26 protein-coding genes are annotated in these 26,590 nt (G+C 71.3%); 8 read left to right on the top strand and 18 right to left on the bottom strand.

Features of this window, described 5'->3' with window-relative positions; genetic code table 11:
• Positions 1-20 precede the first annotated feature (20 nt).
• The 3 genes from WYO_RS12485 (at position 21) to mscL (ending at position 2,078) form a co-directional block, all read left to right on the top strand.
• Positions 21-731: a phosphatidylserine decarboxylase gene (locus WYO_RS12485; protein ID WP_007562837.1), complete on the top strand. Its 711-nt coding sequence runs from the start codon at positions 21-23 to the stop codon at positions 729-731.
• A gap of 6 nt (positions 732-737) precedes the next feature.
• Positions 738-1,580, top strand: coding sequence for a phosphatidylcholine/phosphatidylserine synthase (locus tag WYO_RS12480; protein WP_007562835.1), 843 nt, complete (start codon positions 738-740; stop codon positions 1,578-1,580).
• Positions 1,581-1,649: 69 nt separating this feature from the next.
• Entirely contained in the window at positions 1,650-2,078 is a 429-nt protein-coding gene (gene mscL, locus WYO_RS12475; RefSeq protein ID WP_007562833.1) for a large conductance mechanosensitive channel protein MscL, read from the top strand.
• Positions 2,079-2,094: 16 nt separating this feature from the next.
• On the opposite strand, the gene WYO_RS12470 is transcribed toward mscL, so the two are convergent.
• The 16 genes from WYO_RS12470 to WYO_RS12400 all read right to left on the bottom strand — a co-directional run bounded on the left by WYO_RS12470 (position 2,095) and on the right by WYO_RS12400 (position 16,954).
• Complete coding sequence (locus WYO_RS12470; RefSeq protein ID WP_007562831.1) at positions 2,095-2,370, bottom strand: hypothetical protein; 276 nt, start codon at positions 2,368-2,370, stop codon at positions 2,095-2,097.
• A gap of 141 nt (positions 2,371-2,511) precedes the next feature.
• A complete protein-coding gene (locus WYO_RS12465) occupies positions 2,512-2,925 on the bottom strand; it encodes a DUF1236 domain-containing protein (RefSeq protein ID WP_007562829.1) in 414 nt (137 codons plus the stop codon).
• Between the two features lie 133 nt (positions 2,926-3,058).
• Positions 3,059-3,799, bottom strand: a complete 741-nt coding sequence (locus WYO_RS12460) for a NepR family anti-sigma factor (protein WP_007562827.1) — start codon at positions 3,797-3,799, stop codon at positions 3,059-3,061.
• A 160-nt stretch (positions 3,800-3,959) separates the two neighbouring features.
• On the bottom strand, positions 3,960-4,745 hold the full coding sequence (locus tag WYO_RS12455) for a class II glutamine amidotransferase (RefSeq protein WP_007562825.1): 786 nt from the start codon (positions 4,743-4,745) through the stop codon (positions 3,960-3,962).
• 79 nt (positions 4,746-4,824) lie between these two features.
• Positions 4,825-5,142, bottom strand: a complete 318-nt coding sequence (locus WYO_RS12450) for a hypothetical protein (RefSeq protein ID WP_007562823.1) — start codon at positions 5,140-5,142, stop codon at positions 4,825-4,827.
• Positions 5,139-5,672 (bottom strand): hypothetical protein, encoded by a 534-nt coding sequence (locus WYO_RS12445; RefSeq protein ID WP_007562820.1) that lies wholly within the window; start codon positions 5,670-5,672, stop codon positions 5,139-5,141. Before WYO_RS12445 ends, WYO_RS12450 begins: the two co-directional genes overlap by 4 nt.
• 2 nt (positions 5,673-5,674) lie before the next feature.
• The gene (locus WYO_RS30870) at positions 5,675-5,893 is read right to left on the bottom strand and encodes a hypothetical protein (protein ID WP_128754995.1); all 219 of its coding nucleotides are present in this window, start codon (positions 5,891-5,893) and stop codon (positions 5,675-5,677) included.
• Between the two features lie 18 nt (positions 5,894-5,911).
• On the bottom strand, positions 5,912-6,571 hold the full coding sequence (locus tag WYO_RS12440) for a cytochrome c oxidase subunit 3 (protein WP_007562818.1): 660 nt from the start codon (positions 6,569-6,571) through the stop codon (positions 5,912-5,914).
• Complete coding sequence (locus WYO_RS12435) at positions 6,568-8,244, bottom strand: cbb3-type cytochrome c oxidase subunit I (protein WP_007562817.1); 1,677 nt, start codon at positions 8,242-8,244, stop codon at positions 6,568-6,570. Before WYO_RS12435 ends, WYO_RS12440 begins: the two co-directional genes overlap by 4 nt.
• 10 nt (positions 8,245-8,254) lie before the next feature.
• Positions 8,255-9,229 carry a cytochrome c oxidase subunit II gene (coxB, locus tag WYO_RS12430; RefSeq protein WP_007562815.1) on the bottom strand — a complete coding sequence of 325 codons (975 nt, stop codon included), beginning with the start codon at positions 9,227-9,229 and terminating at the stop codon, positions 8,255-8,257.
• A 5-nt stretch (positions 9,230-9,234) separates the two neighbouring features.
• Entirely contained in the window at positions 9,235-9,723 is a 489-nt protein-coding gene (locus WYO_RS12425; RefSeq protein ID WP_007562813.1) for a hypothetical protein, read from the bottom strand.
• Positions 9,720-10,772 carry a hypothetical protein gene (locus tag WYO_RS12420; protein WP_007562812.1) on the bottom strand — a complete coding sequence of 351 codons (1,053 nt, stop codon included), beginning with the start codon at positions 10,770-10,772 and terminating at the stop codon, positions 9,720-9,722. The genes WYO_RS12425 and WYO_RS12420 overlap by 4 nt, the downstream gene beginning before the upstream one ends.
• On the bottom strand, positions 10,769-11,305 hold the full coding sequence (locus WYO_RS12415; RefSeq protein ID WP_007562810.1) for a cytochrome c: 537 nt from the start codon (positions 11,303-11,305) through the stop codon (positions 10,769-10,771). Before WYO_RS12415 ends, WYO_RS12420 begins: the two co-directional genes overlap by 4 nt.
• Positions 11,302-13,329, bottom strand: a complete 2,028-nt coding sequence (locus WYO_RS12410) for a quinol:electron acceptor oxidoreductase subunit ActD (RefSeq protein WP_007562808.1) — start codon at positions 13,327-13,329, stop codon at positions 11,302-11,304. The genes WYO_RS12415 and WYO_RS12410 overlap by 4 nt, the downstream gene beginning before the upstream one ends.
• A gap of 2 nt (positions 13,330-13,331) precedes the next feature.
• On the bottom strand, positions 13,332-16,298 hold the full coding sequence (locus WYO_RS12405; RefSeq protein ID WP_007562806.1) for a TAT-variant-translocated molybdopterin oxidoreductase: 2,967 nt from the start codon (positions 16,296-16,298) through the stop codon (positions 13,332-13,334).
• A complete protein-coding gene (locus WYO_RS12400) occupies positions 16,295-16,954 on the bottom strand; it encodes a cytochrome c3 family protein (protein WP_007562804.1) in 660 nt (219 codons plus the stop codon). The genes WYO_RS12405 and WYO_RS12400 overlap by 4 nt, the downstream gene beginning before the upstream one ends.
• A 379-nt stretch (positions 16,955-17,333) precedes the next feature.
• Here WYO_RS12400 and WYO_RS12395 point away from each other — a divergent pair, with 379 nt between their 5' ends.
• The 3 genes from WYO_RS12395 (at position 17,334) to WYO_RS12385 (ending at position 22,391) form a co-directional block, all read left to right on the top strand.
• Positions 17,334-19,925 (top strand): ABC transporter ATP-binding protein, encoded by a 2,592-nt coding sequence (locus tag WYO_RS12395; RefSeq protein ID WP_007562802.1) that lies wholly within the window; start codon positions 17,334-17,336, stop codon positions 19,923-19,925.
• Positions 19,926-20,041: 116 nt separating this feature from the next.
• Positions 20,042-21,244, top strand: coding sequence for a murein L,D-transpeptidase family protein (locus tag WYO_RS12390; RefSeq protein WP_007562800.1), 1,203 nt, complete (start codon positions 20,042-20,044; stop codon positions 21,242-21,244).
• A 205-nt stretch (positions 21,245-21,449) separates the two neighbouring features.
• A complete protein-coding gene (locus WYO_RS12385; protein ID WP_007562798.1) occupies positions 21,450-22,391 on the top strand; it encodes an MBL fold metallo-hydrolase in 942 nt (313 codons plus the stop codon).
• 9 nt (positions 22,392-22,400) lie between these two features.
• Here WYO_RS12385 and WYO_RS12380 read toward each other — a convergent pair whose 3' ends face one another.
• A complete protein-coding gene (locus WYO_RS12380; RefSeq protein WP_230365285.1) occupies positions 22,401-22,583 on the bottom strand; it encodes a hypothetical protein in 183 nt (60 codons plus the stop codon).
• Between the two features lie 257 nt (positions 22,584-22,840).
• Between WYO_RS12380 and WYO_RS12375 the strand changes: the two genes are divergently transcribed.
• Together WYO_RS12375 and WYO_RS12370 are read left to right on the top strand one after the other, a co-directional pair.
• The gene (locus tag WYO_RS12375; RefSeq protein WP_039902840.1) at positions 22,841-24,028 is read left to right on the top strand and encodes a complex I NDUFA9 subunit family protein; all 1,188 of its coding nucleotides are present in this window, start codon (positions 22,841-22,843) and stop codon (positions 24,026-24,028) included.
• A gap of 248 nt (positions 24,029-24,276) precedes the next feature.
• Positions 24,277-25,236: a GDP-mannose 4,6-dehydratase gene (locus WYO_RS12370; RefSeq protein ID WP_007562792.1), complete on the top strand. Its 960-nt coding sequence runs from the start codon at positions 24,277-24,279 to the stop codon at positions 25,234-25,236.
• Positions 25,237-25,243: 7 nt separating this feature from the next.
• On the opposite strand, the gene WYO_RS12365 is transcribed toward WYO_RS12370, so the two are convergent.
• Positions 25,244-26,446 carry a CaiB/BaiF CoA-transferase family protein gene (locus WYO_RS12365; RefSeq protein WP_007562790.1) on the bottom strand — a complete coding sequence of 401 codons (1,203 nt, stop codon included), beginning with the start codon at positions 26,444-26,446 and terminating at the stop codon, positions 25,244-25,246.
• Positions 26,447-26,590 lie beyond the last annotated feature (144 nt).

Here is a 26,590-nt window from a genome sequence, read left to right as displayed (position 1 = left end):
CCGTTCGAGTCCGAAAAGCAATGACAGACCTGATCGAGACGATCCGCCGGACGCTCGTGCCGATTCACAAGGAGGGCTATCCCTTCATCCTGATCGGCATCGTGCTCACGGTGCTGGCCGGCTATTTCTCGCAGTTCTTCGGGTGGATCTTCCTGATCCTCACCCTCTGGGTCTGCTACTTCTTCCGCGACCCGGAGCGGATCACCCCGGTGGCCGACGGGCTGGTGGTCTCGCCCGCGGACGGGCGCGTCAACCTGATCGCCACCGTGCTGCCGCCCCCGGAGCTCGACCTGCCGCAGGTCCCGACCCTGCGGGTCTCGGTGTTCATGAACGTGTTCGACTGCCACGTGAACCGGGTGCCGGTCTCCGGGCGAATCGGGCAGATCCACTACACCCCGGGCCTGTTCCTCAACGCCGAGCTCGACAAGGCCAGCGACGACAACGAGCGCAACGGCCTGGTCATCGAGACCAGCCATGCCGGGCAGGCCAAGCGCGTCGGCGTGGTGCAGATCGCCGGGCTGGTGGCGCGGCGGATCGTCAGCTTCGTCTCGGCCGGGGACACGCTGGCGGTGGGTGAGCGCTTCGGGTTGATCCGGTTCGGCTCTCGGGTCGACGTCTACCTGCCGGCCGGCGCCACCGTGCTGGTCGGCCTCGGCCAGAAGGCGGTGGCCGGCGAGACGGTGCTGGCCGATCTCGGCGGCGGCCCGGGGCGGCAGTTCAAGCGGATCTAGACGATCATGGACGACCTGTTCCCGCCCTTCGCGCCCGATCCGAACGAGCCGCGCCCGCGCCGGTTCAAGCCGGTGCCGTTCCGGATGATCGCGCCCAACATGATCACCCTGATGGCGCTCTGCCTCGGGCTGACCGCGATTCGGCTCGCCTTCGAGGGCAAGTTCGAGCCCGCCGTCATCGCCGTGGTGGCGGCCGGCGTGCTCGACGGGATCGACGGGCGGGTGGCGCGGCTGCTCAAGGGCACGTCCCGGTTCGGGGCGGAACTCGATTCGCTGGCCGACTTCGTAAATTTCGGCTGCGCCCCGGCGCTGATCCTCTACGGCTTCGCGCTGTTCCACCTCAAATCCGCCGGCTGGATCGTGGCGCTGATCTTCGCCATCGCCATGGCCCTGCGGCTCGCCCGCTTCAACGCGATGCTGGACGACCCGAACCGGCCCGAATGGAAGAAGGATTTCTTCGTCGGCATGCCCGCGCCCGCGGGAGCGCTGACCGCGATGCTGCCCCTCTACCTGCACTTCCTCGGCCTGGGCGGCGACACCTGGGCCGCCCCGGCGATCCTGATCTACGTGCTGGCCATCGCCCTGCTGGTGGTCTCCACGGTGCCGACCTTCTCGGGCAAGACCATGGGCAAGCGGGTGCCGCGCAGCCTCGTTCTGCCGATCTTCCTGTTCGGGGTCGCGGCCTTCGGCATCCTGATCAGCTACCCGTTCGAGGCCCTGGTGGCCGTGAGCGGCGGCTACCTGCTGACTATCCCGGTGGTGGCGGCCCAGTATCGCCGCCGCGCCAAGGCCGAACTGGCTGCCGCCGTGGACGAGCCGTCGGGACCTGCGGCGATCGGTGGGGGATAGGCCGAGGCCGGCGCTGGCTTTCGCGCGCCTCCGGCCTAGGTTGGCCGGGGATACCGGCGGGGGTTGGGGATGCTCGAAGAGTTCAAGAAGTTCGCGCTGCGCGGGAACGTGGTCGACCTCGCGGTCGGCGTGATCATCGGCGCGGCCTTCGGGGCGATCGTCAACTCGGCGGTGCAGGACCTGTTCATGCCGGCGATCGGCGCGATCACCGGTGGGCTCGATTTCTCGAACTACTACATCCCGCTCTCGTCCAAGGTTCAGGCCGGGCTGCCCTACGCGGATGCCAAAAAGCAGGGCGCAGTCTTGGGTTACGGCCAGTTCCTGACGTTGACCCTCAACTTCCTGATCGTCGCCTTCGTGCTGTTCCTGGTGATCCGGGCCATGAACAAGCTGCAGCATGCCGAGGCAAAGAAGCCCGAGGCGGTGGCCGAGGTCCCGGCGGATGTGAAGCTCCTGTCCGAGATCCGCGATCTCCTGGCCGAGAAGCCGCGGGTCTGACGGTCAGGTCCGACGCTCAGGTCTTGGGCTTGTCGGCATCCTCCGGATTGACCCCGAGGGCGTCGAGGATCTGGTCGAGGGCCTGGCCCACCGCGCCGGTACCCTCCTCGTGAGTCTTCAGTCGGGTCTCGAGCCGGCGGATCTGCGGCTCGAACGCGTCCGGCACCGGGTCGTCCCCGAGGAAGCGGGGCTTGTCCGGACCGACGGGCAGCACGCCGCGCAGCTGCTGGCCGAGATGGTCACGCACCGGTTCCGGCAGCGTCGCGCCGGGGTCGCTCGGATCCTGGCTCATGGTCTCCTCACATATGCCTTGGCGGATCAACGACTTCGCCGGAGAACCGTTGCGCCGCCGTCGCGGGTCGCAGATCGAAGACGGGCCCCGAAGCGGGTCGCTCCGGGGCCCGGTGGGCCGGCGCGGGACCGGCCCGGCTGATTAGTCGATGACCTCGACGATCCGGTGACCGCGATCGACCAGGACCGGACGATCGTTCACGACCGTGTAGCGGTAGCCCGGCTGCACGCGGTACTCGGACGGGACGTCGTAATAGGTGACGCCGGAGGCCGGCAGCGTCGAGCCGACGGCGACGCGGCCGTCGTAATCGTACGAGCGGACGTTGCGCTCGCGGACGTAGCTGCGGAAGCGCGGCGCCATGTCGACGCCGAGGATGCCGCCGACCGTGCCGGTGGCCGCGCCGACGGCGCCGCCGACGATCCCGCCGATCGGGCCGGCCGCGTCGTTACCGGCGGCCGCGCCGCGCTCGGCACCCGGGATGGTGCCCTGGGCCTGGGCGGCGAGCGGCAGCGACAGGACGAGGGCCGAGGCGGCGATGAGGGTCTTGAGGGTCATGCAGGATCACTCCATTCCGTGGCGTTCCGCCGCAACGAGGCGACGAAGCTCGGGCCGGTAACGCCCGATCCCCGGAAACGGATGCATCCTTTCTCCGGCGCGACGCGCCGAAGACCACGCAGCCCAGAGTTTACTAGGCGTCCTTGGGCATCGCCGACTGGATGAACCGGTCGGAACCCAGATCCTCCTCGTCGTAGCCCAGCAGCTCGGCCAACCGGCCGCGGGCGCGGCTGACGCGGCTCTTCACGGTGCCGACCTTGCAGCCCATGATAGTGGCCGCCTCCTCGTAGGAGACGCCCTCGGCGCCGACCAGCACCAGCGCCTCGCGCTGATCCGGCGGCAGCTTGGCCAGGGCCGATTGCAGATCCTCGACGTCGAGTCGGTCGCCCTGATGCGGGGCCGTGGCCAGCCGCGCCGCGTAGGAGCCGTCCTGGTCCTCGACCTCGCGGACCCGCTTGCGGTGATCCGAGTAGAAGATGTTACGCAGGATCGTGAACAACCATGCGTTGAGGTTGGTCCCCGGCTGGAACCGGGCGCGGTGCTGCCAGCCCTTCAGCAGGGTGTCCTGGACGAGGTCGTCGGAGCGGGCGGGGTTCGAGGTCAGCGACAGCGCGAAGGCGCGCAGCGACGGCACCGCCGCGAGCAGGCCGTTGCGGAATTCCGGCTCGATCGCCTCGCCACGGGCGCGCAGCGCCTCTTCCAGCTTCTCGATCAGGTCGGCGAAGCGGGAGGGCAGCACCTCTTCGCCGATCCGCTCGTAGACGGTGCGCAAGTGCTCGCCGAGATGCGTGCGGATGTTCGGCGCGAGGTTCGGGCGGCCATCCTGAAGCCCGTCCTCTTGGGATAGGACGGTGTCGGTCTCGTCGCGGCTCATGCGTGTCGTGCTCGTCAGCTCATCGTGGCTCGACCTGCGGTCCGGAACGGTCGAGGCGGATCGCTTGCCGGCCGAACTCCCTTCAAGTCCGGTCGATGCTCTCCTGTTACGGTCGTTCTAGCGCATCGGGGGCGCGCATGCACCCTCGCTCAAGTCGTCCTCAGGAGAGCCCGGCCGGTCTCAACAGGCGGATCGCCCCATCGCGCAGGGTCAGGACGTCGCCGCGGGCGAGGTCGGTCCAGCACTCGTCCCGGGTCAGCGCCTGGGTGGCGATGACCGTGACCACGTCGCTCTCCGAGGTCTCCTGCGCGAAATCGACCTGCCAATCCTCGTCGATCAACGTGGCGGTGCCGAACGGCGCCCGGCGGGTGAGATAGCAGAGGCGCTTGCCGCAATGCGCGTAGAGGGTGCGGCTGTCGGTCAGCAGCATGTTGAAGACGCCCAGCGCGTGCAGCTCGCCCGCGAGGTCGGCCACCGCCCGGTCGAGGGTCTCGGGCCGGGGCAGGGCCTTGAACCGCGCCTGGAGGCGGCCGAGCATCCAGCAGAAGGCGTGCTCGCTGTCGGTGGAGCCGATCGGCATGAAGCTGCCGAGCGGCAGGCGCTTCACGCCCTTGAGCTGCCCGTTATGCGCGAAGGTCCACCGGCGGCCCCACAATTCGCGCGCGAACGGGTGGGTGTTCTCCAGGCTGACCCGGCCGCGATTGGCCTTGCGGACATGGGCGACGACGATGCGGCTCTTGATCGGCATGTCGCGCAGCAGCCGGGCCAGCTGTGAGCGCGAGCTCGGCTCCGGCTCGTGGAAGCTGCGGCAGGTCCGCCCGTCATAGAAGCTGATGCCCCAGCCATCGGCATGGGGCCCGGTGTCGCCGCCGCGCCGGGCGAGCCCGGCGAACGAGAAGCGGATGTCGGTCGGCACGTTGGCGCTCATGCCGAGCAGTTCGCACATCAGGATAATGCCGGGACCATGCGGGGAAGGGGCAACGTTTAGGAGTGTTCGGTCGCCCGAACAACGGCTTTCGCGCCGCTCACCGAGCAAGATAATCGGTCAGCGTCATCCCGATCATGATGGCGACCCAGAAGAAACCGAGCACCGAGAACAGCCGCACCAGCGGCGGCTCGTGGATCACCTCCATGGAGACCAGGAGGATCAGGGCCACCATCACGGCGACCACGAGGAGCTCGACGACCCAGACCTGGGGGAAGGGCAGGGTGGCCCCCAGGGTGACGTTGACCGCGAGCAGGGCCAGCAGCGCCAGGAAGGTCAGCACCGGCGTGCGCAGCCGCCGCCGGAGCAGGGCGCGGTCTTCGGCGCTCAGGGTCGACCAGGGCGCAAGCAGCCTCATGCCTGATGCTGCCCCGGACCGACATGGCCGGTTCGATCCGGAAGCATCGCGAGGGCGTCCTGCGCGGCGGCGGCGGCGTCCGGATCCGGCCCGGCGGCGAGTGCGGTGAGTTGAGCGCTCGCGACGCGGCGGCTCTCGGGATCCGCCATCGACACGCGATCCGCGTCCAGAAAGTGAAGCGCCTCGGACCGCGCCTCGAAGGAGCCGTTGCGCAGGATGTTGAGGAGGCCCTCCAGAGAAAGCGTCCCGCCCAACTCGTCGAGGGCGAACAGGAGCGACCCAGATTGCGGCGCGACGTCAGCCCGCCGGAGGAGCACGCCGATGCGCTCTGCGGCACCGTCCGCCTTCAGGTCCGCGAGCGCCAGAGCGGCGGCGTTGCGCAGGCGGTGCGAACCGGTCCGGTCGAGAAGGCGCGCGATCTCCGCCGTCGTCAGGGCCGGCGGCCGGCTCCCGATGTCGCGCAGCCACGCGATCATCTGCTCCTCGTCGACGGAGCCCGGAGATTCCCAATCCTGTAGAGCGACGGCCATGCTCAAGACCTTACACGATTCCGACCTGATTTGATCCACGCCTCGTATTCCGCAAGCGTCTGCTCCCGGCTCTCCAGATCGCGTCCCCCGGACTCCTCCTTGCCGACGCGATGCCACCAGCGCCGAAAGGCTTCGAAGTCAGGTTGCTGGTCGAGGCCGAACCAACGGTCGCGCCGGGTCTGCGATCCGCCCCGAAAGCGGCCGCTTGGCTCCTTCGACATCGCATCGCATCCCCCGACTCATCGGTTCACCACGTAGAGGATCGGGAAGGCCAGGATCCAGACGAGGTCGATGAAGTGCCAGTACAGGCCGTAGACCTCGATCCAGTTCTGGTGGCGGGACAGGAATCCGGCCTTGGCGGCCATCCAGGTCATGCCGAGCAGGAGCGCGATGCCGGTGAACAGGTGGAGCGCGTGCAGGATCGTGGCGACGTAGTAGAGGTTCACGAACAGCCGTGCCGGCGGCGTCTCGGCCAGCGCGAAGGGCCGATTGCTCAGGAACGGCATCATGTGCTCGTCCCAGTCGGCGTAATACTCGTAGCCCTTGAGCACCAGGAACAGGCTGCCCAGCGCCGCGGTGGCGAGCATCGCCCGGACCATGGCGCGCTGCCAGCCGATCCGCGAGAACTCGATCGCCATCGACATGGTCAGGCTGGAGCAGATCAGCACCACGGTGTTGACCGCGCCGATCCAGAACTTGAGGTGCTTGGCCGCCGCGACCGTCGCCTCGGGATGCTGGATCCGGGTGATCAGAGCCACCAGGAACAGGGCCGAGAACAGCAGCAGCTCGGTGATCAGCCAGGCCCAGATGCCGAGCGTCGCGGCGGCGCGCTGCTGGCCCACCGTCTCGAAATGCCCGGCGCGGGAGACCCCGACGCCCTCTGCCAGTCCCTCGCTCATCCGTGCTGGTCCCGGGCTTCCTGCGCCTGGATCGGGTAATCGTAGGGGATGCGCGGCACCTCGGGCGGCGAGTGGAAATTGTGCTTGGGCGGCGGCGAGGCGGTCTCCCATTCGAGCCCCTTCGCGTTCCACGGATTGGCCGGCGCCTTCCGGCCGAACCACAGGGAATAGACGAGGTAGAGCATCGGGAAGATGTAGCCCGCGGCCAGGATCGTGGCGCCGGCCGAGGACAGCACGTTCAAGAGCTGGAACTCGACCGGGTAGGTCGCGTAGCGCCGGGGCATCCCGAGATAGCCGAGGATGAACTGCGGGAAGAAGGTGACGTTGAAGCCAAGGAAGATCAGCACCGCCGAGACCCGGCCCCAGGGCTCGCTGTACATCCGGCCGGTGAATTTCGGCCACCAGAAGTGCAGGCCACCCAGGAAGGCCAGCACCGTGCCGCCGACCATGATGTAGTGGAAATGCGCGACCACGAAGTAGGTCGCGTGGATGTGCTGGTTGATGGCGAGCGTCGCGAGGTAGAGGCCGGTGAGCCCGCCGAGCACGAACAGCCCGATATAGCCCATGGCGTAGAGCATCGGCGTGTCGAGCCGCAGGCTGCCCTTATGGATCGTGGCGGTCCAGTTGTAGACCTTGACCGCGGACGGCACCGCCACCGCGAAGGACAGGGCGGAGAACACCAGGGAGGCCAGGTCGCTCTGGCCGTTGACGAACATGTGATGGCCCCAGACGAAGAAGGTCACCGAGGCCAGCCCGATCGACGCGTAGGCGACGAAGCGGTAGCCGAACAGCTTCTTCTGCGCGAAGGCCGGGACGATCTCCGAGATCACCCCCATGCCGGGCAGGACCATGATGTACACGGCCGGGTGCGAGTAGAACCAGAACAGGTGCTGGAACAGCACCGGGTCGCCGCCATAGGCCGGATCGAACACGCCGATATGGAAGCCGCGCTCCATGATCAGCAGGATCAGCGCGGTGGTGATCACCGGGGTGGCGAGCAGGAAGATCAGGCTGGTGGCGTAATGCGCCCAGACGAAGATCGGCAGCTTGAACCACGTCATGCCGGGGGCCCGCATGGTGTGGATCGTGACCACGAAGTTCAGGCCGGTGAGGATCGACGAGAAGCCCACGATGGTCACGCCGATCAGGGCCGGCAGGACCCAGGTGTTCGAGAAGGCGGTGGAGAGCGGGGCGTAGAAGGTCCAGCCGGTGTCGACGCCGCCGAGCACCAGCGAGACCAGGGTGAAGAACGCCCCGGCCATGAACACGTACCAGCTCGTCAGGTTGAGCTTGGGGAAGGCCAGGTCCTTGGCCCCGATCATCAGCGGGATCAGGAAATTGCCGAAGGTCGCCGGGATCGACGGGATCAGGAAGAACCACACCATCACCACGCCGTGAATGGTGAAGGCCTTGTTGTAGGTGTCGTTGGTCATGATCGCGCCGTTCGGCACGATCAGCGCCAGCCGGACCACGCCGGCCGCCACGGCCCCGATCACGAAGAAGCCGGTGATCGAGGTGAGGTACAGGATCGCGATGCGCTTGTGGTCGGTGGTGAGGAACCACGAGCGCAGGGTCGAATCCGCGTGGAGATAATCCGCCTTGCGCCCGAGGGTGGCCTCCGGCGCGTGCGGCTCGCGGCGGGCCGTGCCGCCGACGCTGCCCGTTGCGCTCATGGTGTCGCCCTCATGGATTCGCCTGCGCGGCCTTGCCGGAGGCCGGCGCCGTGTAGGATTTCAGGAAGTCGATGAGGCGACCGAGCTCGTCCTCCGGGATCCGCCCGGCAAAGCTCGGCATGACCTGCTTGTAGCCCTCGGCGAGCCGGTCGCCGTTCGGGTTCAGGATCTTCTCGCGCAGCCAGGTCTCGTCGGCCGTCACCGTGCGGCCATCGGCGAGCTTCACCGGGCTGCCGTAGAGGCCGACGAGGCTCGGGGCCTTCACGGTTGCGCCGGGATCGTGGCAGCCGGCGCAGCCATAGGCCTCGTAGAGGGTGCGGCCGGCCGCGACCTTGCTCTGCTGCGCGCCGGCATGGGTCAGCCACTCCTGGTAGTCGCCCGGGTTCATGAACGTGACCTGGCCGCCCATCACGGAATGGTCGGTTCCGCAATATTCCGAGCAGTGCAGGTGATAGGTGCCGATCTTGTCGGCTTTGAACCACAGGTCGGTGTAGCGGTCGGGCAGGGCGGCGACCTGCAGGCGCAGGGCCGGCAGGTAGAGGGCGTGGATCACGTCCTGGCTGATGATCCGCAGGCGGATCGGCTGCCCGATCGGCAGGTGGAGGTCGTTGATCTCGGCCTGGCCGGTCGGGTGCTGGAACTTCCACATCCATTGCCGGCCGATCGCCTCGATCACCATCGCGTCGGGCGGCGCGTTCTTCGAGGCGATGAACAGGCGCGCGCCCCAGACGAAGAAGATCAGCGTCAGCAGGAACGGGATCAGCATCCAGCTGATCTCGATCAGGTTGGAGCGGATGCCGGACGGGTGCCGGTCCGCCTCCGAGCCCTCCCGGTAGCGCAGGGCGAAATAGGTGATCGCCACGAAGACCGGCACGGTCAGCAGCAGGGTCAGGACCGTGAAGGCCAAGATCAACAGATCCGTCTCGGACGCTGTGGCCGAGATCGCGGGGGGCCAGAGTTCGAGGGCTGCGTGGTTCGGCGTCATCCTGTCTACCGTTCCGGCGCGTCAAGGGAGCGGCCGACGATCAGCTCCATGGCCCGGTCGACCGGGATGCGGGCCCGGGTGCGGGCCGGATCGCTGTAGCCGTAGCCGGAGACCTGCGCCGCCGCTCCGGCCCGCTGGCGATCGAGATCGACATAGGGGTCCGCCTGGAGGTTCGGCGGCGGCGGCGTCAGGGGCGCGGTCTGCTGGCGGGTGAGGGGCGGCAGGCTCCGGCGCTGGCTGGCGCTGAAGGCGCCCATCAGCCAGACCATGGTGCCGATCACCGTGAGGACCGCGAGCGCGAGGCCCGCCATCACGAGCGCGGTGTTGCGGACGCTGACGTCGCGCGTCTCGTAGCCGGGACCGTCCGGATCGCGCGGGGCGTTGGCCGGCGTGCCGCGGGGCGGCCGGCCGTTCAGCAGGCCGCTGCCGCGCAGGGTCAGCCCGGCCAGGATCGCCGGGATCAGGCCGGGACCAGGGGTGCCGCCGGCGCTCATGCAGCCCTCCCGGCGCGCCGGGCTTTCGGGGCCGCGCGCCCGCCCAGCAGGGGATACAGCGCGGCGGCCAGACACGCCACCGCCAGGGCGGCGAGCGCGTCGGCCGGGCGGATCACGAACCGGTCGCGCAGGGCCGGCGTGACCAGCCAGAACATCTCAAGCGCGTGCACGGCGAGCGCCGCGCCGGCCAGGATCCGGGTGGTCGGGCGGCCCGGACGGAGGGTCGCGAGCCCGGCCAGCACGACGACGATCCCGGCCGCGATCGACAGGCCGCGCCCGAGCCCGCCGCCGCGGGCGAAGTACCAGGACACCTCCGGCGGCAGGTTGGTCGACCAGACGATCAGGAACTGCACGAAATGCAGGAACGCCCAGAGGCCGAGCAGCACCACCAGGGGGACCAGCCGGCCCCGCCCGGGCGGGGTGCGCCCGCGGCCCACCGGCTCCGGCTCCTCCCAGGCGAGCAGGATCGCGGCCGCGAAGGCCAGCCCGCTCCAGGCGGTCATCACAAGCAGGCCGAGCAGGGTGGAATCGAGCCGCGGGTCGAGGGAGGCGATCACGTCGGTGGTGAACAGGGTGCCGACCACCGCGTGGAGCCCCACCGCCGGCACGGTGCGGCCCTCGCCCGGCTCGTCGAAGGGCCGCGCGAAGCGGAAGGCCAGCCAGGTCCAAGCCGCGAGATACGCGATCACCCGGGCCGCGAAGAACGGCGTGGTGAACCAGAGTGCCGCGAGCGGCGTGCGCGGCGCCGCCCCGACCCAGGGATAGAGCAGCGGCACGGCGGCGAGGAGCGGCAACCCGAGCAGCGCGGCCACCGGCATCAAAGCCATCAGCCGGCGCAGGGCCGCCAGCATCTCGACGCCGCCGCGCTCGCGCACCCGCTTGCCGAAGCGCTCGGCCACGATCGTCACCGGCAGCGCCCCCACCGGCAGCGCCAGGAGGACGAGCCAGGCGGAGAGATACCCGCAGGCCGCGCCGCGCCAGCCGCCCGCGAGGAAGCAGCCGGCCAGCAGGCCGAGCCCAATCAGGCCGAGGAGGAGGGGGCGGCTCACTGGGTCGCCTCCAGCCGGGCCCGGTCGTCCGGCGGCAGGCTCGCCACGGGGGCGTCCTGGCTGAGCTGGAGCGCCCGCACATAGGCGACGATCGCCCAGCGGTCGGCGGAGGGGATCATCTGCGCCATGCCGAACATGGCGCGCCTGCCGTTGCCGATGGCGTCGTAGATCTCGGCGGCCGGGGCCTTGCGCAGGGGCTCGGCCGTGAGGTCGCCGGCATGCGGGAAGCCGCGGGCCACGACGATGCCCTGGCCGCGCCCGTCCTGGCCGTGGCAGGGAGTGCAGAACACCGCGTAGCGCTGCCGGCCGCGCTCGACCAGGTCCTGGCTGATCGTCTGCGGCTGCGGCGCCTCCCGCGCCGGGTCGGTCCGCGGCACGGTCCCGGAGACCGGCTGGCGCATGGTGAGCTGGCGGGGGAAGAACGGGTTCCGGTCCCAGGTCTTGGCCCGGGCCTGGTCGTCCATGTTGGCCTCGCCGCAGGCCGAGAGGGCCGGCAGCGCCGCGACGAGGATGAGGCCGACGGCGCGCCTCATCGCGGGATCCTGCGGATCTCGAGGGGACGCCCGGCCTCGACCGGCAGGCTGGTGAGCCGGCGCTCGAACCGGGCCGCGTCGAACCGGTCGCCCCGCGCCTCCGCGGAGAGGAAGAACCGGTCGTCCGAGGCGCGCAGGAAGCCCGGGATGTTGAAGGCCGGGTGGTTCAGCCGCGGCAGGCGGTTGAGCACCAGGAGCGCGAGGTGGATCGCGATGCAGCCGGTCATCATCGCGAAGGAGATGCTCGGCACCACGAAGGACGGCCAGGACAGGCGCGGGCGCCCGCCGATCAGGAACACGTAATCGTAGGCCGTGGCGTAGACGCACATGGCGTAGAAGCCCGCGCCGCCGAGCAGCGCGCCGGCGAGCGCGTAGGGCAGGATCGAGCGGCCCTCCAGGCCGAGCGCCCGCAAGGTCCGGGGCATCGGCACCGGCCCGTGCCCGTCGAGATGGACCTGGTCTGGCGGGCTGATCGACGACACCGCCTGCAGGGCGGCGGCGAGGTCGGACTGGCTGGCGAAGGTGGCGGACACGCCCCAGAGCGGCGCCGGCCCGGGATTCTCCTCCGGGCGGAGGGTGGCCCGGGACGCGGCCTCCCGGGCGGCGGCCTCGGTGCCCGGGGCCCGGGCGAGGGCCAGGCGCCGGCTCTCGATGATCGAGACCGCCGGCAGGTAGCGCAGGAACAGCAGCAGCAGGGTCAGGAACAGGCCGAGCGAGCCCGCGAAGGTGGCGATGCCCCAGGGATCCGGCCCGTAGGGCAGCCGCGAGGAGGGCAGGAAGTCCTGGGTCAGGGTGACGACCAGGACCATGACGTGGTCGGCATAGGCGCCGGCCGCCACGAGGAGCCCGACCGCGGCGAGCACCAGCGGCGCCGTGCGGGCGCGGGCCGACCACAGCACCTGCGCCGGCAGGACCAGGCCGAGGATCGCCGTCCACGAAACCAGGGCGTGGTCGCCGGTCATGCGCCGCACCAGAACGCCCCGCGCCTCCGGATCGCCGTTGAGGAACGTGTCGAAATACTCGGCGGCGTAGCAATAGGCGCTGGCGCAGCCGAGGCAGAGCAGCAGGCGGCCGAGCACGTCGAGATGGCGCACGCTCACCAGGGCGTCGAGGCCGTAGACGATGCGGATCAGCACCACGATCGCCGCGGTGACGCCGACGCCGGAATAGACCGCGTTCACCAGGAAGCTCACCGGCAGGAGCGTGCTGTGCCAGCCCGGCATCAGCGATCCGGCGAGCATCACCGAGGCGCCGGTCTGGACCGAGACGACCAGCAGCACGCCGAGCAGGGCCACGGTCCGGTAGGCCTGGACCCAGATCTGCCAATGGGCGGCCGAGCCGCGCCAGCCGGAGGCGACGATGCCGTAGACCTGCGCGCGCAGCAAAGCGAGCTTGCGGGTGCGGGCCTTGGCGTCGCTCTGGCGCATCGCCTCCACGAAGGCGCGGTCGCGCAGGGTCGCGAGGTCCGGCAGCATCCCGATGAACCAGAGGCTCACGCAGATCACCAGGAAGGCGACGATGTCGATCGCGTCCCAGAGCAGCGGCGAGCGGAATTGCGGCCAGAGATTGTAGGTGTTGGGGTAGGGCAGGTTCCAGAAGAAGAACCACGGCCGCCCGAGATGGATGATCGGGTAGAGCCCGGCCGACGCGGTGGCGAGCAGCGCCAGGGTCTCGGCGATGCGGTTCACGGCCCCGCGCCACTCCGCCCCGAGCAGGAGCAGCACGGCCGAGACCAGCAGGCTGCCCGAGGCGACGCCGATCCACCAATCGTAGCTCGCGATGTCGAGCGCCCAGACGACGGCGTTGTTGTTGGCCCAGACCCCCGGCCCTGCATAGAGCAGGTAGCCGAGGGTGAAGCCGAACACGCCGAGCAAGGCCACCGCCCCCGCGAAGGCGATCCACCAGCGGCGGTTGCGCGGATGCGTCAGCGGGATCGCCGCCACCGCGCCGCCGATGCCCTGGAGGGTTTCTTCCGGGCCGATCAGGGGGCCGGCCGGCTGGCCGCCGAAGAGGGCGCCGGACATGCTCAGCCCTCCCGTCCGGTGGGATCGGCCGCGGGCGCGAGCCCGGCAAGGTAGGTGGTGCGCGGGCGCGTGTTCAGGTGGCCGAGCAGCGCGTATTCCCGCGGATCCTTGCGGGCGGCCGAGACCCGGCTTCCCGGGTCGGCGACGTTGCCGAAGGTGATCGCCCGGGTCGGGCAGGCGCCCTGGCAGGCGGTCTCGACGGCGCCGTCCGGGATCGGGGCATGCGCATCCTTGGCGGAGGTGATCCGGGCCGCCGCGATGCGCTGGATGCAGTAGGTGCACTTCTCCATCACGCCGCGGGCGCGGACCGTGACCTCGGGATTGCGCTGCTGCTGCTGCACCGGGGTCATGCCGCCCGTGTAGTCCAGGTAGTTGAAGCGGCGGACCTTGTAGGGGCAGTAGCTCTGGCAGGTCCGGGTGCCGACGCAGCGGTTGTAGACCTGCAGGTTCAGGCCCTCGCTGTCGTGCAGGGTCGCCTCCACGGGGCAGCCGACCTCGCAGGGCGCCTGCTCGCAATGCATGCACGGCACCGGCTGGAAATGCGTCGCCGGCGCGTCGAGGTCGCCCGCGTAGTAGCGGTCGACCCGCAGCCAGCCCATCCAGCGCCCGAGCGCGACCTCCTCGCGCCCGACCACCGGGATGTTGTTCTCGGCCTGGCAGGCGGTGACGCAGGCGTTGCAGCCGATGCAGGCATCGAGGTCGATCGCCATGCCCCATTGCGCCGCCTCGCCGGTGAGCTGGCTCTCCGGCGGCGGGTAGAACGAGGCCGGGGCCGCCGCGTCCTTGGGGTCGCCCACCGGCGCGGCGCCGAGAGCCTGGACCCGGACGATGTCCTGCCCCTCCATCGTGCCGAGGTTCTGGGTGGTCGCCGGCATCCGGCGTCGGCCGGTCTTGGTCAGCCGCGCCCCGGTGAGCCGCCAGGGCGTCGCGACGGGCCGCAGGGTGGCGGCGTCGTAGCCGAGGCCGTTCGACAGGTGGTCCGGCACGTTGCGGCCGTAGCCGAGGCTCAGGGTCACGGTCTCGGCGGCCTGGCCGGGCAGGATCCAGGCGGCGCCCTCGACGGCGCGCCCGTCGGCCTCGACCCGCACGATATCGCCCATGGCGATGCTCTCGCGCTCGGCGAGACGCGGGCTGAGGGCGACGACGTTCTCCCAGACGATCTTGGTCAGGGGTTTGGGCAGCTCCTGCAGCCAGGCGAGGTCGGCATGGGTGCCGTCCCAGATCGTGGGATCGGGGCGGAACACCACCTCGATCCCGCCCGGAGCAGGCGCCGGAGGGGCGGGCGGCGCCTCCTGGGTGAGGGCGACATCCTCGGCGGCGCCGGCGCTGTCCGGAAAGAAACCTCGGCGCAGGGCGTCGGCGAAGCGGGCCTCGAAGGCGGCCGCATCCTCGCCCTCCTTCCGCCAGCGCGCCTTGACCAGGCCGAGCGCGTCCGCGCCGCCCTCGCTCCCGCGCCCATCGGTCAGGAAGGCCAGCATGTCCTGGAGGGTGCGGCCGTTATAGAGCGGCGCCACCGTCGGCTGGATCAGCCCGACCGTGCCGTCGAGGGATCGCACGTCGCCCCAGGATTCGAGCGGGTGGGCGGTGGGCAGGTGCCAGTCGGCATGGGCCCCGGTCTCGTCGGCATAGAGCCCGGCATGGATCTTGAGCGGCACGCGCTCCATCCGGGCCGCGAAATCGAGGGCGGCCGGGGCGTCGTAGACCGGGTTGGCGCCGAGCACGATCAGCACCTTGACGGCGCCGCGCTCCATCGCCTCCGCCAGTTCCGCCAGCGTGCCCGCGCCGTGCTCGACGACAGGCGCCGCGTGCCGCAGGGTCGCGCCGGTATTGCCCAGCGCGCCGTTCAGGCGGTGGACCAGGGCGTGCAGGTCGGGGCTCGTGGTGAGCCCGGCGGTGACGATGCCGGCGCCCCGCGCCTCAATCAGCGCCTTGGCGGCACCCCGGACCCAGCGAGAGACCGGATCGTCGCCCCCGGGCGCCGGGCCGCCCCCGGCCACGCCCAGAAGATCATGCGCCAGGGCTTCGAGGCGGCCCTCCGGTACGGCCACCGCGTGATCCGCCTTGGCGCTGGTCAGCGTCGGGGTCGGCGCCGCGGCGTGGAGGCTGAGGAGGCGGCCCTCGGCATAGGCCGCGCGGCGGCCCGCGCTCCAGCGCCCCGACAGGCCGACCTGGCCGGGCCCGAGATCGAGGAAGTCGCCGTCCAGGGCCACGATGGTGCGCGCCCGGCCGAAATCCGGAATCGTCTCCAGCGGCCGGCCATAGGCGCGGCGCGCGCCCTCGTAGATCGCCTCGCGGCCCGCCCCGCCGCCGACGAACCAGCGCGAGGCCGGATAGGCGGCCCGCATCCGGGCGATCTGCGCCGCCACGGTGGGCGAGGTCACCGGCCCGGTCAGCACCGCGATCCCCTCGCCCCCGGCCGCGTGCCAGGCCGGCATCTGCGCCTGGAGCTCCGCCCGGAACGCCGCCCAGGAGCTCGGCTTGCCGAGATGCTGCACCGCCTGGGAGCGGAACGGATCGTAGAGGCCGAGCACGGAGGCCTGCGCCAGCACGTCGGTGCCGCCGAGGCTCCAGGGATGCTCGGGATTGCCCTCGATCTTCAGGGGCCGCCCGTTGCGGGTGGTGACCAGGATGCCGTTGCCGAACCCGTCGAACACGGCCGAGGAGGCGTAGGACAGGTCCGTGCCCGGCACGATCCGCTCGGGCTGGTTGACGTAGGGCACCTCGTAATCCCGGCTCGCGCCGCCGCCGCAGGCGGTGAGGCCGCCGAGCGCGAAGGAGGCGGCCATCAGCTTCAGGAAGCCGCGCCGCTCCGGGGAGGCCGCGAGCCGGGCCGCGGAGGGGAACTCGGCCGCGAGGTAGTCGCGGAATTCCGGGCTGTCGGCGACGGCGTCGAGGCTGCGCCAGAAGCGCGGGCCGTCGCTGCCGGCGAGCTTCTCGCGCAGGGACGCGATGTCGGATCCGCTGGTCATCGGTGGCAGATCCCGCACTCGGTCAGCCGCGAACCGCCGCGGATATGGTACTCGGCCACCAGCTTCGGCCCGAGCGTCGCCTGGTCGGCCGGCGGCTTCCAGGTCATGTTCCAGACCTGGTCGGGCGTGCGGACGTATTTCTCCGGCGCCTGATGGCAATCGAGGCAGAACTGCATCTCGAAGGCGTTGGCCCGGTAGGTCATCTGCATCGACGTGACGTCGCCGTGGCAGGTCGAGCAGCCGATCCCCTTCGTCACATGCACCGAGTGGTTGTAGTAGACGTATTGCGGCAGCTTGTTCAGCCGGACCCATTCCAGGGGCTTGTCCTGCGCGTAGCTGTCGCGCACCGGCTTGAGCATGTCCGAGCCGGTCCAGATCTGCGAATGGCAGGTCATGCAGGTATGGGTCGGCGGGATGCCGGCCGAGGCCACCTTGTCGACGGTGGTGTGGCAGTAGCGGCAATCGATGCCGAGCTCGCCCGAATGGTGCTTGTGGCTGAACGGCACCGGCTGGGCCGGGGCGATGCCGACCCCGGTGACGTAGTTCGAGCGCACGATCCCGGCCGCCAGAACCGGCAGGCCGACCAGGCAGGCCACGCCGGTCATCAGGGCGAGCCGGTAGACCGCGTCCGCGCCGGGCGTGAACAGCTGCGCCATCAGGTGCGCCCGCCGGACAGGCCAGCACGCCCGGAAGGCGCGAAGGTCCGGTCGTCGGGTTCGATCTGCTCAGCCTCGCGCCGCAAGCGTCGCCCCACCATTGGTCCCGGGTTGAAGTGTGCGGTGCACCGGATCGCTCGCGCAATGCGACCAAAGCGGCCGGGCCCCGGGGCGGCCGCACCGCGACCGTCCCGGATGCCCCGCTGCCGAACCTAGAGCTTTTCCAGACGAGGGCTAGAACATGGATCAGAATGCCGGCCGCCGCGTGCGCCGGCTCCGCGCCACTTCCCGCCGGCGGCGCGAGGGCCTATGCGCTGCCTGACCAGGATCCGGCGGCCCGATCCCGCCGCCGCCCAAACCGGACTCGCCCCGGAGCCCTATGGATTCCGATCCCATCGTCCTGACCTGGCGCGCGGCCCGCCGCCTGCACGCTTCCGCGGCCGCCCTCGCGGTCGGAATCGGCGCCCCGCTCTGCGCGCTCGCCCTGCTGTGCCTGCGGGATCTGGTTGCGGTGCTGCCGCACGACGAGGCGCCGACGCTGCGGTTCCTGCGGCTCGCCCTGTCGCTGCCCGGTCGCGAGATCGTGCTGGCCCCCGGCTTCCCGATGCGCCCGGTCGACCTGGAGCTCGCCGCCTTCCTGTGCATCGCCGTCTGCGCCCTGGCCCTGGCGGGGATCGGCTGGGTCGTGGCGCGCCTGTGCTTCAAGGCCCAGAACCGGGCCGCGGACGCGGTCCGGGAGAACGTCCTGCGGGCGATCCTCGACGCGCCGGCCGGAGCCCGGGACGAGGCCCGCAGCCTGGCGCGCCTCGTCGGCGAGGTTCTGGGCCGGGGCGACCGGCTGCTCGCCGCCGGGATCGTCGTGCCGGCGATGACGCTCGCCGCCCTGCTCCTGGCGCTCGGCTTCGCGGGGCTGGCCGCGCCCCGGCTGATCCCGACCGCGGCGATCGGGCTGGCGGCGATCGGGCTCGCCTACGGGCTGGTGCTGGAGCGCGCCCGGGACCGGCAGGACCTGCGGCTGCGCACGAGCACCCGCGCCGAGACGAACCTGAACGACCTGGTGCGGCGGCTGCCGGCGGTCCGCGTCCACGGGGCCGCCGCCCTCGAGCGGACGCGCATCGCCGCCCGGGTCGCGGCGATGCGCACCAACGTGGCCCGGGCCGAGGCGCGGCTGGCCTATGCCCGGGCGCCGGCACTGGCCCTGGCGGTGATCCTGCCGGCGATCGCCGTCGGCACGGCCCTGTGGCGTTCCGCGACGCCGGGCGCCCCGCCGGCACCGCCGGTCGATCCCGCAGCGCTCCTGGCCGCCACCGGGGCGTTCGGCCTCGCCGGCTGGCTCGCGGCGATCTGCGCCCGGCTCTGGACGGTGCGCAAATCGGTCCGCCCGCGCTTCCGGGACGTCGCGCGCATCATCGCCCAGCTGCAGGGACGGCAGGCGCGGGCGCCCCGGACCGGGGTCGCGCCGCCGCCGCTGCCCCGCTCCGGAATCCTGGCGACCCAGGGGGTCGGCGCCTTCGATCCGGCCACGGGCGAGCGGCTGACCGGCGTCGACGTCGCCGTCACCATGCCGGGCCACGTGGCGATCACCGGCAGCCGGGGCAGCGGTGCCCGGGTGCTGGCCGCGGTGCTGGCCGGCCAGGTCGAGCCGACCGCGGGCGCCGTCACCTATGCGGGCTCCGACCTGCGCGGCTTCGACGCCGCCGAGCGCGCCCGTCGCATCGCCTTCGCGGCCGGGGAGGCGATCCTGATGGAGGGCTCGCTCCGCCAGAACCTGCTCTACGGCACCGAGCCGGCCAACGCCCCCGACGACATCGCGCTGATCGGGATCTGCCGGCTCGCGGGGCTCGACAGTTTCGTCTACGCCCGCGGGCTCACCGGCCGCCTGGACCCGGCTAGCCAGCCCCGTCTGGCGGCGGCGATCGTCGCGGCCCGCCGGACCATGCGGGCGGCCCTGGCCGCCAAGGGGGCCGAGCGCCTGGTCGAGCCGTTCGACCCGGACCGCTACAACCACCAGGCCAGCATCGGCGAGAACATCCTGTTCGGCGAGCCGGTTGGCGGCGCCTTCGCGCCCCTGCGGTTCGCCCGCCACCCCTACCTGCGGGCGGTGCTCGAGGCCGAGGAGCTGGTGCGCCCCCTCACCGAGATCGGCCTGGCGGTCGCCCGCAGCACGGTGGAAATCTTCGCCGACCTGCCCAACGATCATTCGCTCTTCGACAATTACTCGCTGTTCCAGGCCTCGGAGCGCGGCTACTTCGAAGACCTCGTCGTCCGCCTGCCGAATGCCGCGAGCCTGCGCCGCGGGCCCGCCGGCCAGCGCGATCGCACGCGGCTGATCGGCCTCGCCCTGCGCTACAGCGAATCCCGCCACCGCTTCGGGCTGATCGACGCCGCCTTCGAGCAGCGCCTCGTGCAGGCGCGCCGCTCGTTCGCCCGGATGCTGCCGCCGCATCTCGCAGGCGCCGTCGAGTTCCACGATCCCAGCCGGGTCAATCCGGCGGCGAGCCTGGAGGAGAACCTCTTGTTCGGCCGGATCAGCCTCGGCGAGGCCAATGCCGAGCCGCGGGTGCGGGCGCTGGTGCAGCGCGTTCTCGCCGACGAGGGGCTCGAAGCCTCCGTCTACAGCCTCGGCCTGGACAGCAAGGTCGAGATCCAGCCCAGCACCGGCGCGCTGACGGACGGCGCCATCAACGCCCGGGAGCGCGTCGCGATCGAGCTGGCCCGCTGCCTCGCCCGCGAGCCCGATATCCTGGTGGTCGCGGTGGCGCTCGAGGACCGCACGGTCGAGGGCGTGCGCGAGCGCCTCGCCCGGCTCCGGCAGGCGAGGGCCGGCCGCGGCTTCATCGTCTGCCTGCCCGAAGCGGGCGTGTCCGACGGGATCGAGCCGTTCGACGCGGTGATCGCGGTGGAGAACAGCGCCCTGGCCGCGCCCCCGGTCCGCGAGACGGCCGAGGAAGCGGAGCCTGCCCTCGCCTGAGCGGCGGGCCGGCGACCGCGCCGGCCTCACGACGGCCGCAATGGCCCGTCAGGTCGGGACGCCGTGCTCGACCGGCACGCCACGCCTTCGCCCGGCCGATCCAGCGCGGACGGTTCATGCCTCTCCCGATCCCGAGATCCTTCGCCGCCGGCCTCGTGCTCCTGACCGTCTGCGGCCCGGTCGCGGCGCAGGCCGGGAAGGCCGACGCGCCGATCCCGGCCGCGACGCTCGCCCTGATGGCGCAGAAGGGCACCACGGCCGCCGCCCCGGTGCTGTTCCGGGCCTACAAGAAGGAATCCGAGATCGAGGTCTGGAAGAAGGGCCCGGCCGGGTTCGTCCACATCAAGACCTTTCCGATCTGCCGCTGGTCCGGCCAGCTCGGGCCCAAGCGCAAGAGCGGCGACCGGCAGACCCCGGAGGGGTTCTACATGGTGCCCAAGCGCCAGATGAACCCGAACTCGCATTACTACCTGTCCTTCGACGTCGGCTATCCCAACGCCTACGACCGCGCCCATGGCGGCACCGGCTCGGCCGTGATGGTCCACGGCATCTGCTCGTCGATGGGCTGCTTCGCCATGACCGACGCCACGGTCGGCGAGATCTACGCCATCGCGCGCGAGGCCCTGAACGGCGGGCAGGCGGCCTTCCAGTTCCAGTCCTACCCGTTCCGGATGAGCGCCGAGAACATGGCCCGTCACCGGGCCGACCCGAACATCGCGTTCTGGCGCGAGCTGAAGGCCGGCTCCGACCGGTTCGAGGCGAGCCGGGAGGAGCTTCAAGTCTCGGTGGTCGCCGGCCGCTACGCCTTCGCGCCGTCCCGGGATCCCGCCCGGGAGGCCGCCGTCGCGACCTACCACGCCGTCGAGGAGGCGCGCATGGCGGCGCTCGCGGAAGCCGGCGAGCCCGCCGTGCGCACCACCTATTCCGACGGCGGCCAGCACGCGTTCTGGGCGGCCTACACGGCCCGGGGCGGCGCCGTCGGCGACATCAGCCGGCCGGAGGCGCTGGCCTATGCCGGCCAGGAGGTTGTGGTCGTGCCGGGCCACCGGGCGCCGCGCCCGGTGCCGGAATCCGTCTGGGCCGCCTGGGCCGCGCCGGATTCGGGGCTGGCGCTGCGGCAGATGGCCGGCTTCGTCCCGTCCTACGAGCGCGCGCCCGACCCGTTCGGGGCCCTGGCAGGCCGCCTCCCGGCGCGCTACAGCGACGCCCTGCCGTCCCTGCTGGCGGCGGGCCTGGCCGATTCGCGCGGCGCCGTCGCCGGACACCCGATTCCCGCCGGCGCGGGGGCCGGCCTGATCGCCTCGGCCGAGCGTCTCTAGGGGTGGCGCCGCCCCGAAGCGCGGCCGGTTCGTGTGCGCGGCCGCACATCACGGCCGCCTGCGACCCCCCAATTCATTGTCAGGCAGGGGATGAGCGGTACTCCTGTCCCGTCGGCCGGCCCTATTCAGCGCTACCTTCCCGGAACGGCGACGGGGTTTCGATCGTAACGGATTGGGACCGACTGTCCGCAGATTCGTGATCGCCATGTCCAATTGTTCCGAGCCGACTATCCGTGCGGCCGACGAGGGCCTCGTCCTCCGCTTCTGGGGCGTCCGCGGCTCGACCCCGGTCAGCGGCCCGCAATACGCCGAATTCGGCGGCAGCACGCCCTGCATCGAGGTGCGCTGCGGCGAGCGGATGTTCGTGGTCGATGCCGGCTCGGGCATCTACAATCTCGGCCAGGGCCACCGCACCGATCTGCCGCGGGAAGTCGACCTGCTGTTCAGCCACCTGCACCTCGACCACACCGCGGGGCTGCCGTTCTTCAAGCCGGCGGTCCTCGATTCCGACCGGGTGATCAACACCTATTGCGGAAATCTCGGCGGCGAATCGGCCGGCCCGACCCTCGACCGCCTGTTCGCGCCGCCGCTGTTCCCGGTTACGCTCGACAAGCTGTGCTGCACCTTCAACCACCACGGCTTCGAGGCCGGCCAGACCCTGACCTTCCCGGACGGCACCCGGGTCGACACGATCCTGCTGAACCACCCGCAGGGATCGGTCGGCTACCGGTTCGAGCATGCCGGGCGGCGCCTGTGCCTGATCAGCGACATCGAGCACAGCGATCCGTGGCCGGAGCCCGAGCTGGCCCGGTTCGTCGCCGGCGCCGACCTCATGGTCTATGACGGCATGTTCACCGACGGCGAGTACCCGACCTGCCGCGGCTGGGGGCACTCCACCTGGCAGAAGGGCGTCGAGCTCGCGCAGACCGCCGGGGTCAAGGCGCTGGCGATCATCCACCTGCACCCGGCCCATTCCGACACGGCCTTGCGCGATATGGAGGCGGATCTCCAGGCCGAGATGCCCACCGCCTTCATCGCCCGGGAGCTTCAGAGCATCACGGTCGGCGCGCCGCGCTCGGTGGGCCGCCGCGCGGGCGGCCGCCCCACGGTGGCGCGCGAGGTCCGCCGCCGGATCAGGGTCGCCTGATCCCGTAGGTCAGATGGAGCGTCCGCGCCGCGTCTGGCCGAACCGGCGATAGGCGAACAGGACGAACAGCGCGACACCGACCGTCAGGATGCTCCAGCCGTAGGTGGTGACGAGCTGCGCATCGATCGGATGGCCGATCTGGCCCAGCGCGACGAGCAGGCCGAAGACGGCGATCAACGCCGAGACGAGCATCCCTAGAATCATCGTGGTCCCCGGCGCGTCCCGGCCGGCACCCCGGCCCGGCGAATTCGTCCGTGGAAATGCGCGGGACCGGCCCCCGTTCCCGGTCGCTTCCGGCGCTGCGAAGCGCTAATCGCGCCCCGACGCGCATGGGCGGCTCCCAAGGCGCCGAACTTAGGCTAAGTAGGCGCGCACGACGGCGCCCCGGGGCGCGCGAGGAGCCCGAGACCACGGCGATGACCGGCCCACAGAACACGCCTCAGGACAGCATGCCCGCAACCACCGCCGCTTCGGGCCCGCTGCGCCCGCAATCCCAGCTCGTGACCATCTTCGGTGGCTCCGGTTTCCTGGGCCGCCACGTGGTGCGGGCGCTCGCCAAGCGCGGCTACCGGATCCGCGTCGCGGTGCGCCGGCCGGACCTGGCGCTGTTCCTGCAGCCGCTGGGCAAGGTCAACCAGATCGTGGCCGTCCAGGCCAACCTCCGCTACCCCGAATCGGTGGCCCGCGCGGCCGAGCGCTCGGACGTGGTGATCAACCTCGTCGGCATCCTCCAGGAGACCGGGTCGCAGAGCTTCGCGCGGCTTCAGGTCGACGGCGCCGCGGAGATCGCCCGCGCCGCCGCCCGGCAGGGCGCCCGGATGATCCACGTCTCGGCGATCGGGGCGGACCCGGCCTCGCCGTCGCTCTACGCCCGCACCAAGGCCGAGGGTGAGGCCCGGGTCTTCGCCGCCTGCCCGGATGCCGTGGTGTTCCGGCCGTCGCTGGTCTTCGGGCCGGGCGACAGCTTCTTCAACCGCTTCGCCGGACTCGCCCGGGCGCTGCCGGTCCTGCCGCTCGCGGGCGGCCAGTCGCGCTTCCAGCCGGTCTTCGTCGGCGACGTCGCCGAGGCGATCGCCCGGGCGGTGGACGGCGTCGTGCCGGGGGGCAAGGTCTACGAGCTCGGCGGCCCCGAGGTGGCGACGCTGGAGCACCTCGTGCGCTACATGCTGAAGACGATCCAGCGCAAGCGCGCCGTGATCGACCTGCCGCTGCCCGTGGCCAAGATCCAGGCCCGGCTCCTGGAGGTCGCCGACACGCTCACCTTCGGCCTGCTGCCGGACAGCCTGAAGCTGACCCGCGACCAAGTGATCCTGCTCCAGAACGACAATGTCGTGTCCGAGGCCGCCAAGGCCGAGGGCCGGACCATCGAGGCGCTCGGGATCACCCCGACCGCCGCCGAGGCGGTGGTGCCGGGCTATCTCTGGCCGTTCCGCAAGGCCGGCCAGTTCGCCACCGACCGGGACGAGGAATACCTGGCCGAGGTGCCGGATTCGATCGCACCGACGCCCATGGCGGCGGGCTCCCAGCACAGGCCGCAGACCGCGTCCGGGCCGGCGATCGGCGCCGATGCCGGCAGCTCCCCCGGCAGCGCCCAGAGCCGCATGGGTACCCGCTGGGGCACCCGGACGATGAGCTGAAGAGTCAGGGTTTCAAAAGGTCTTCGACCTTTTGCGGGTCCAGGGCGGAGCCCTGGGTCAAGCGAAGCTCGATGCCATCGGGGCTCCGCCCCGATACCCCGCCAAAGGGCCGTGGGCCCTTTGGAAACCCGTTTCCTTGCCGGTGTGCGGCTTTATATGCCTGCGTTCTCCGAGAAGGAGACAACGCCTGACCTCGTCCGGGACTGCACGATGATGACGACCCCGTGGAACGGATCGGCAGGCTCGGCGTGAGGCGCATCCTCGTCACCGGCGCGGCGGGCTTCGTCGGCGGCCATGTCCTGCCGCTGCTGGCGGCGACAGGCGCCCGCGTGGCCGGGATCGGCCGCGGAGCGCCCCGGGGCCTGCCCGAGGGGGTGACCTACGAATCGATCGATCTCCTCGACGAAGCCGCGCTGACCGCCTTCGTGGCGCGCTTCCGGCCGACCGAGATCCTCCACCTCGCCGGCCTGGCCTCAGTGGGCCAGTCCGCCACCGGGCCGGGCCAGACCTGGCGGGTGAACGTCAACGGCCTGATGAACCTCGTGGCGGCGGTCGCGGCGGTGCCGGGCTGCACCTTGTTCTTCGTCAGCTCAGGCGAAGTCTACGGCAGCGCCTTCCTGGCCGGGCACGCGCTGACCGAGGAGGCCGAGCCCCTGCCGCGCAACACCTACGCCCGGTCGAAATGGGTCGGCGAGCAGGTGCTGCACGACCTGCTGCCCCGGATCGGGGTGAAGCTCGTGGTGCTGCGGCCGTTCAACCATATCGGCCCGGGCCAGGACGAGCGCTTCGTCGTGGCCTCCTTCGCCGGGCAGATCGCCCGGATCGAGGCCGGCCGCGCGCCGCCCGTCCTCGAGGTCGGCAATCTCTCCTCGTACCGCGATTTCCTCGATGTCGCCGACGTGGCGGGCGCTTACGTCGACCTGATCGGCCGGTCGGAATCCTTGGCGGACGGGAGCGTGTTCAACATCAGCTCCGGCGTGCCCCGCACGATCGCCAGCGTCCTCGACGGGCTGCGCGCCCGCGCCCGGGTGCCGTTCGAGATCCGCATCGCCCCCGAGCGGGTGCGCCCGAACGAGATCCCGCTGGCGGCGGGCGATGCCAGCCGCTTGCACGAAGCCACCGGCTGGCAACCCCGGGTCGCCTGGGACGACGCCCTGACCCGGGTGCTGGACGATGCCCGCGCCCGGCTGGCGCCGGCCGAGGGCTGAGCAGCCCTTACCGGACCACCCCGCTCGCCGCGAGCGCGTCCAGCGCCTCCGCCGAAACATCCAGCCGCTCGGCCAGGATCTCCCGGCTCGAATCGCCGAGGCCCGGCGGCATGCGGCGGACCGGCAGGCGGCGTCCGTCGAGGCGGTAGGGCGGGGCGATGACATGGGCGTTGCCGGGCGCCTCGACCACGAGGCCGGCCTCCCGCGCGCGGTCGCAGGTCAGCGCCTCGCGCAGGCCCATCACCTCCCCGCAGGGGATGCCCGCCGCCCGCAGGCGCGCGATCAGGGGCGCCCGCTCCCACTTGGCCAGTTCGGCATCCAGGATCGGGATGAAGGCGGCCCGGTTCTTCGAGCGGTCGAGATTGGTAGAAAAGCGCGGGTCGGCGCAGAGGTCCGGCCGCTCAAGCACCTGCTCGCAGAAGCGGCGGTACTGGGCGTTGTTGCCCACCGTGATCACCACAGGCCCGTCGCTGGCCTCGAATACCCCGTACGGCACGATCGACGGATGGGCGTTGCCGTAGCGCGGCGGGTCGATCCCTCGGGCAAGCGCCTCCAGCCCGTAATAGGAGGTCAGCGCCACGCCGCAATCGAACAGGGCGAGGTCGATGGTCTTGCCGCGCCCGGTGCGCTCCCGCTGGAACAGGGCCGCCAGCACCGCCTGGGCGGCGTATTGCCCGGTGAACAGGTCCACCGCCGCGACCCCGAACTTCAGGGGCGGGCCGCCGGCCTCGCCGTTGAGCGCCATCACGCCGGATTCGCCCTGCACCACGAGGTCGTAGCCGGGCCGCCCGGCCTCCGAGCCATCCGAACTGTAGCCGGCAATCGAGCAGTAGATCAGCCGCGGGTTCTCGGCCGAGAGGGCCGCGTAGCCGAGCCCGAGCTTGTCGGCGCCGCCGGTCTTGAAGTTCTGGACCAGCACGTCGCTCTCGCGGGCCAGCGCCTTGACGATCGCCAGCCCCTCCGGCGTGGCGAGGTCGACCCCGATCGAGCGCTTGTTGCGGTTGACGCTGTCGAAATACGAGGTGTTGCCGGGGCTGGTCGCCACGCCCCAATCGCGCGTGTCGTCGCCGCGCTCCGGATGCTCGACCTTGATCACGTCGGCGCCGAGATCGCCCAACACCTGCGCGCACCACGGCCCGGCCAGGACCCGGGACAGGTCGAGGACGCGGATCCCGGCGAGGGGCAAGTCGGATGTCGGCTCAGATTCCATCGCTAAGATCCTCAGAGCGCACGCATCGCCTCTTGAAAAGTCCTGGTTTCAAAAGGTCTGCGACCTTTTGCGGGTCCAGGGCAGAGCCCTGGTCACTCGGGGGCTCCGCCCCCGAACCCCCGCCAAAGGCCTGAGCCCCTTGGG

Source organism: Methylobacterium sp. GXF4, from assembly GCF_000272495.1.
Lineage (GTDB): Bacteria > Pseudomonadota > Alphaproteobacteria > Rhizobiales > Beijerinckiaceae > Methylobacterium > Methylobacterium brachiatum.
The sequence above is the reverse complement of the archived record's forward strand: the minus strand, read 5'-3'. Positions and strand labels throughout refer to the sequence as shown.

What these genes read in the sequence shown, in the direction of transcription:
- WYO_RS12485 (WP_007562837.1), top strand. Translation starts at nt 21, where the DNA reads ATGACAGACCTGATCGAGACGATCCGCCGGACGCTCGTGCCGATTCAC.
- WYO_RS12380 (WP_230365285.1), bottom strand. Translation starts at nt 22,583, where the DNA reads ATGCTCGTCTCGGCGTTGATCGCCGTCTTCGGCCTGCTCGTCGCGCTG.
- WYO_RS12455 (WP_007562825.1), bottom strand. Translation starts at nt 4,745, where the DNA reads ATGTGCGAACTGCTCGGCATGAGCGCCAACGTGCCGACCGACATCCGC.
- WYO_RS12470 (WP_007562831.1), bottom strand. Translation starts at nt 2,370, where the DNA reads ATGAGCCAGGATCCGAGCGACCCCGGCGCGACGCTGCCGGAACCGGTG.
- WYO_RS12405 (WP_007562806.1), bottom strand. Translation starts at nt 16,298, where the DNA reads ATGACCAGCGGATCCGACATCGCGTCCCTGCGCGAGAAGCTCGCCGGC.
- mscL (WP_007562833.1), top strand. Translation starts at nt 1,650, where the DNA reads ATGCTCGAAGAGTTCAAGAAGTTCGCGCTGCGCGGGAACGTGGTCGAC.
- WYO_RS12445 (WP_007562820.1), bottom strand. Translation starts at nt 5,672, where the DNA reads ATGGCCGTCGCTCTACAGGATTGGGAATCTCCGGGCTCCGTCGACGAG.
- WYO_RS12375 (WP_039902840.1), top strand. Translation starts at nt 22,841, where the DNA reads ATGCCCGCAACCACCGCCGCTTCGGGCCCGCTGCGCCCGCAATCCCAG.
- WYO_RS30870 (WP_128754995.1), bottom strand. Translation starts at nt 5,893, where the DNA reads ATGTCGAAGGAGCCAAGCGGCCGCTTTCGGGGCGGATCGCAGACCCGG.
- WYO_RS12410 (WP_007562808.1), bottom strand. Translation starts at nt 13,329, where the DNA reads ATGTCCGGCGCCCTCTTCGGCGGCCAGCCGGCCGGCCCCCTGATCGGC.
- WYO_RS12365 (WP_007562790.1), bottom strand. Translation starts at nt 26,446, where the DNA reads ATGGAATCTGAGCCGACATCCGACTTGCCCCTCGCCGGGATCCGCGTC.
- WYO_RS12400 (WP_007562804.1), bottom strand. Translation starts at nt 16,954, where the DNA reads ATGGCGCAGCTGTTCACGCCCGGCGCGGACGCGGTCTACCGGCTCGCC.
- WYO_RS12460 (WP_007562827.1), bottom strand. Translation starts at nt 3,799, where the DNA reads ATGAGCCGCGACGAGACCGACACCGTCCTATCCCAAGAGGACGGGCTT.
- WYO_RS12425 (WP_007562813.1), bottom strand. Translation starts at nt 9,723, where the DNA reads ATGAGCGCCGGCGGCACCCCTGGTCCCGGCCTGATCCCGGCGATCCTG.
- WYO_RS12415 (WP_007562810.1), bottom strand. Translation starts at nt 11,305, where the DNA reads ATGAGGCGCGCCGTCGGCCTCATCCTCGTCGCGGCGCTGCCGGCCCTC.
- WYO_RS12435 (WP_007562817.1), bottom strand. Translation starts at nt 8,244, where the DNA reads ATGAGCGCAACGGGCAGCGTCGGCGGCACGGCCCGCCGCGAGCCGCAC.
- WYO_RS12390 (WP_007562800.1), top strand. Translation starts at nt 20,042, where the DNA reads ATGCCTCTCCCGATCCCGAGATCCTTCGCCGCCGGCCTCGTGCTCCTG.
- WYO_RS12395 (WP_007562802.1), top strand. Translation starts at nt 17,334, where the DNA reads ATGGATTCCGATCCCATCGTCCTGACCTGGCGCGCGGCCCGCCGCCTG.
- WYO_RS12440 (WP_007562818.1), bottom strand. Translation starts at nt 6,571, where the DNA reads ATGAGCGAGGGACTGGCAGAGGGCGTCGGGGTCTCCCGCGCCGGGCAT.
- WYO_RS12385 (WP_007562798.1), top strand. Translation starts at nt 21,450, where the DNA reads ATGTCCAATTGTTCCGAGCCGACTATCCGTGCGGCCGACGAGGGCCTC.
- coxB (WP_007562815.1), bottom strand. Translation starts at nt 9,229, where the DNA reads ATGACGCCGAACCACGCAGCCCTCGAACTCTGGCCCCCCGCGATCTCG.
- WYO_RS12465 (WP_007562829.1), bottom strand. Translation starts at nt 2,925, where the DNA reads ATGACCCTCAAGACCCTCATCGCCGCCTCGGCCCTCGTCCTGTCGCTG.
- WYO_RS12450 (WP_007562823.1), bottom strand. Translation starts at nt 5,142, where the DNA reads ATGAGGCTGCTTGCGCCCTGGTCGACCCTGAGCGCCGAAGACCGCGCC.
- WYO_RS12480 (WP_007562835.1), top strand. Translation starts at nt 738, where the DNA reads ATGGACGACCTGTTCCCGCCCTTCGCGCCCGATCCGAACGAGCCGCGC.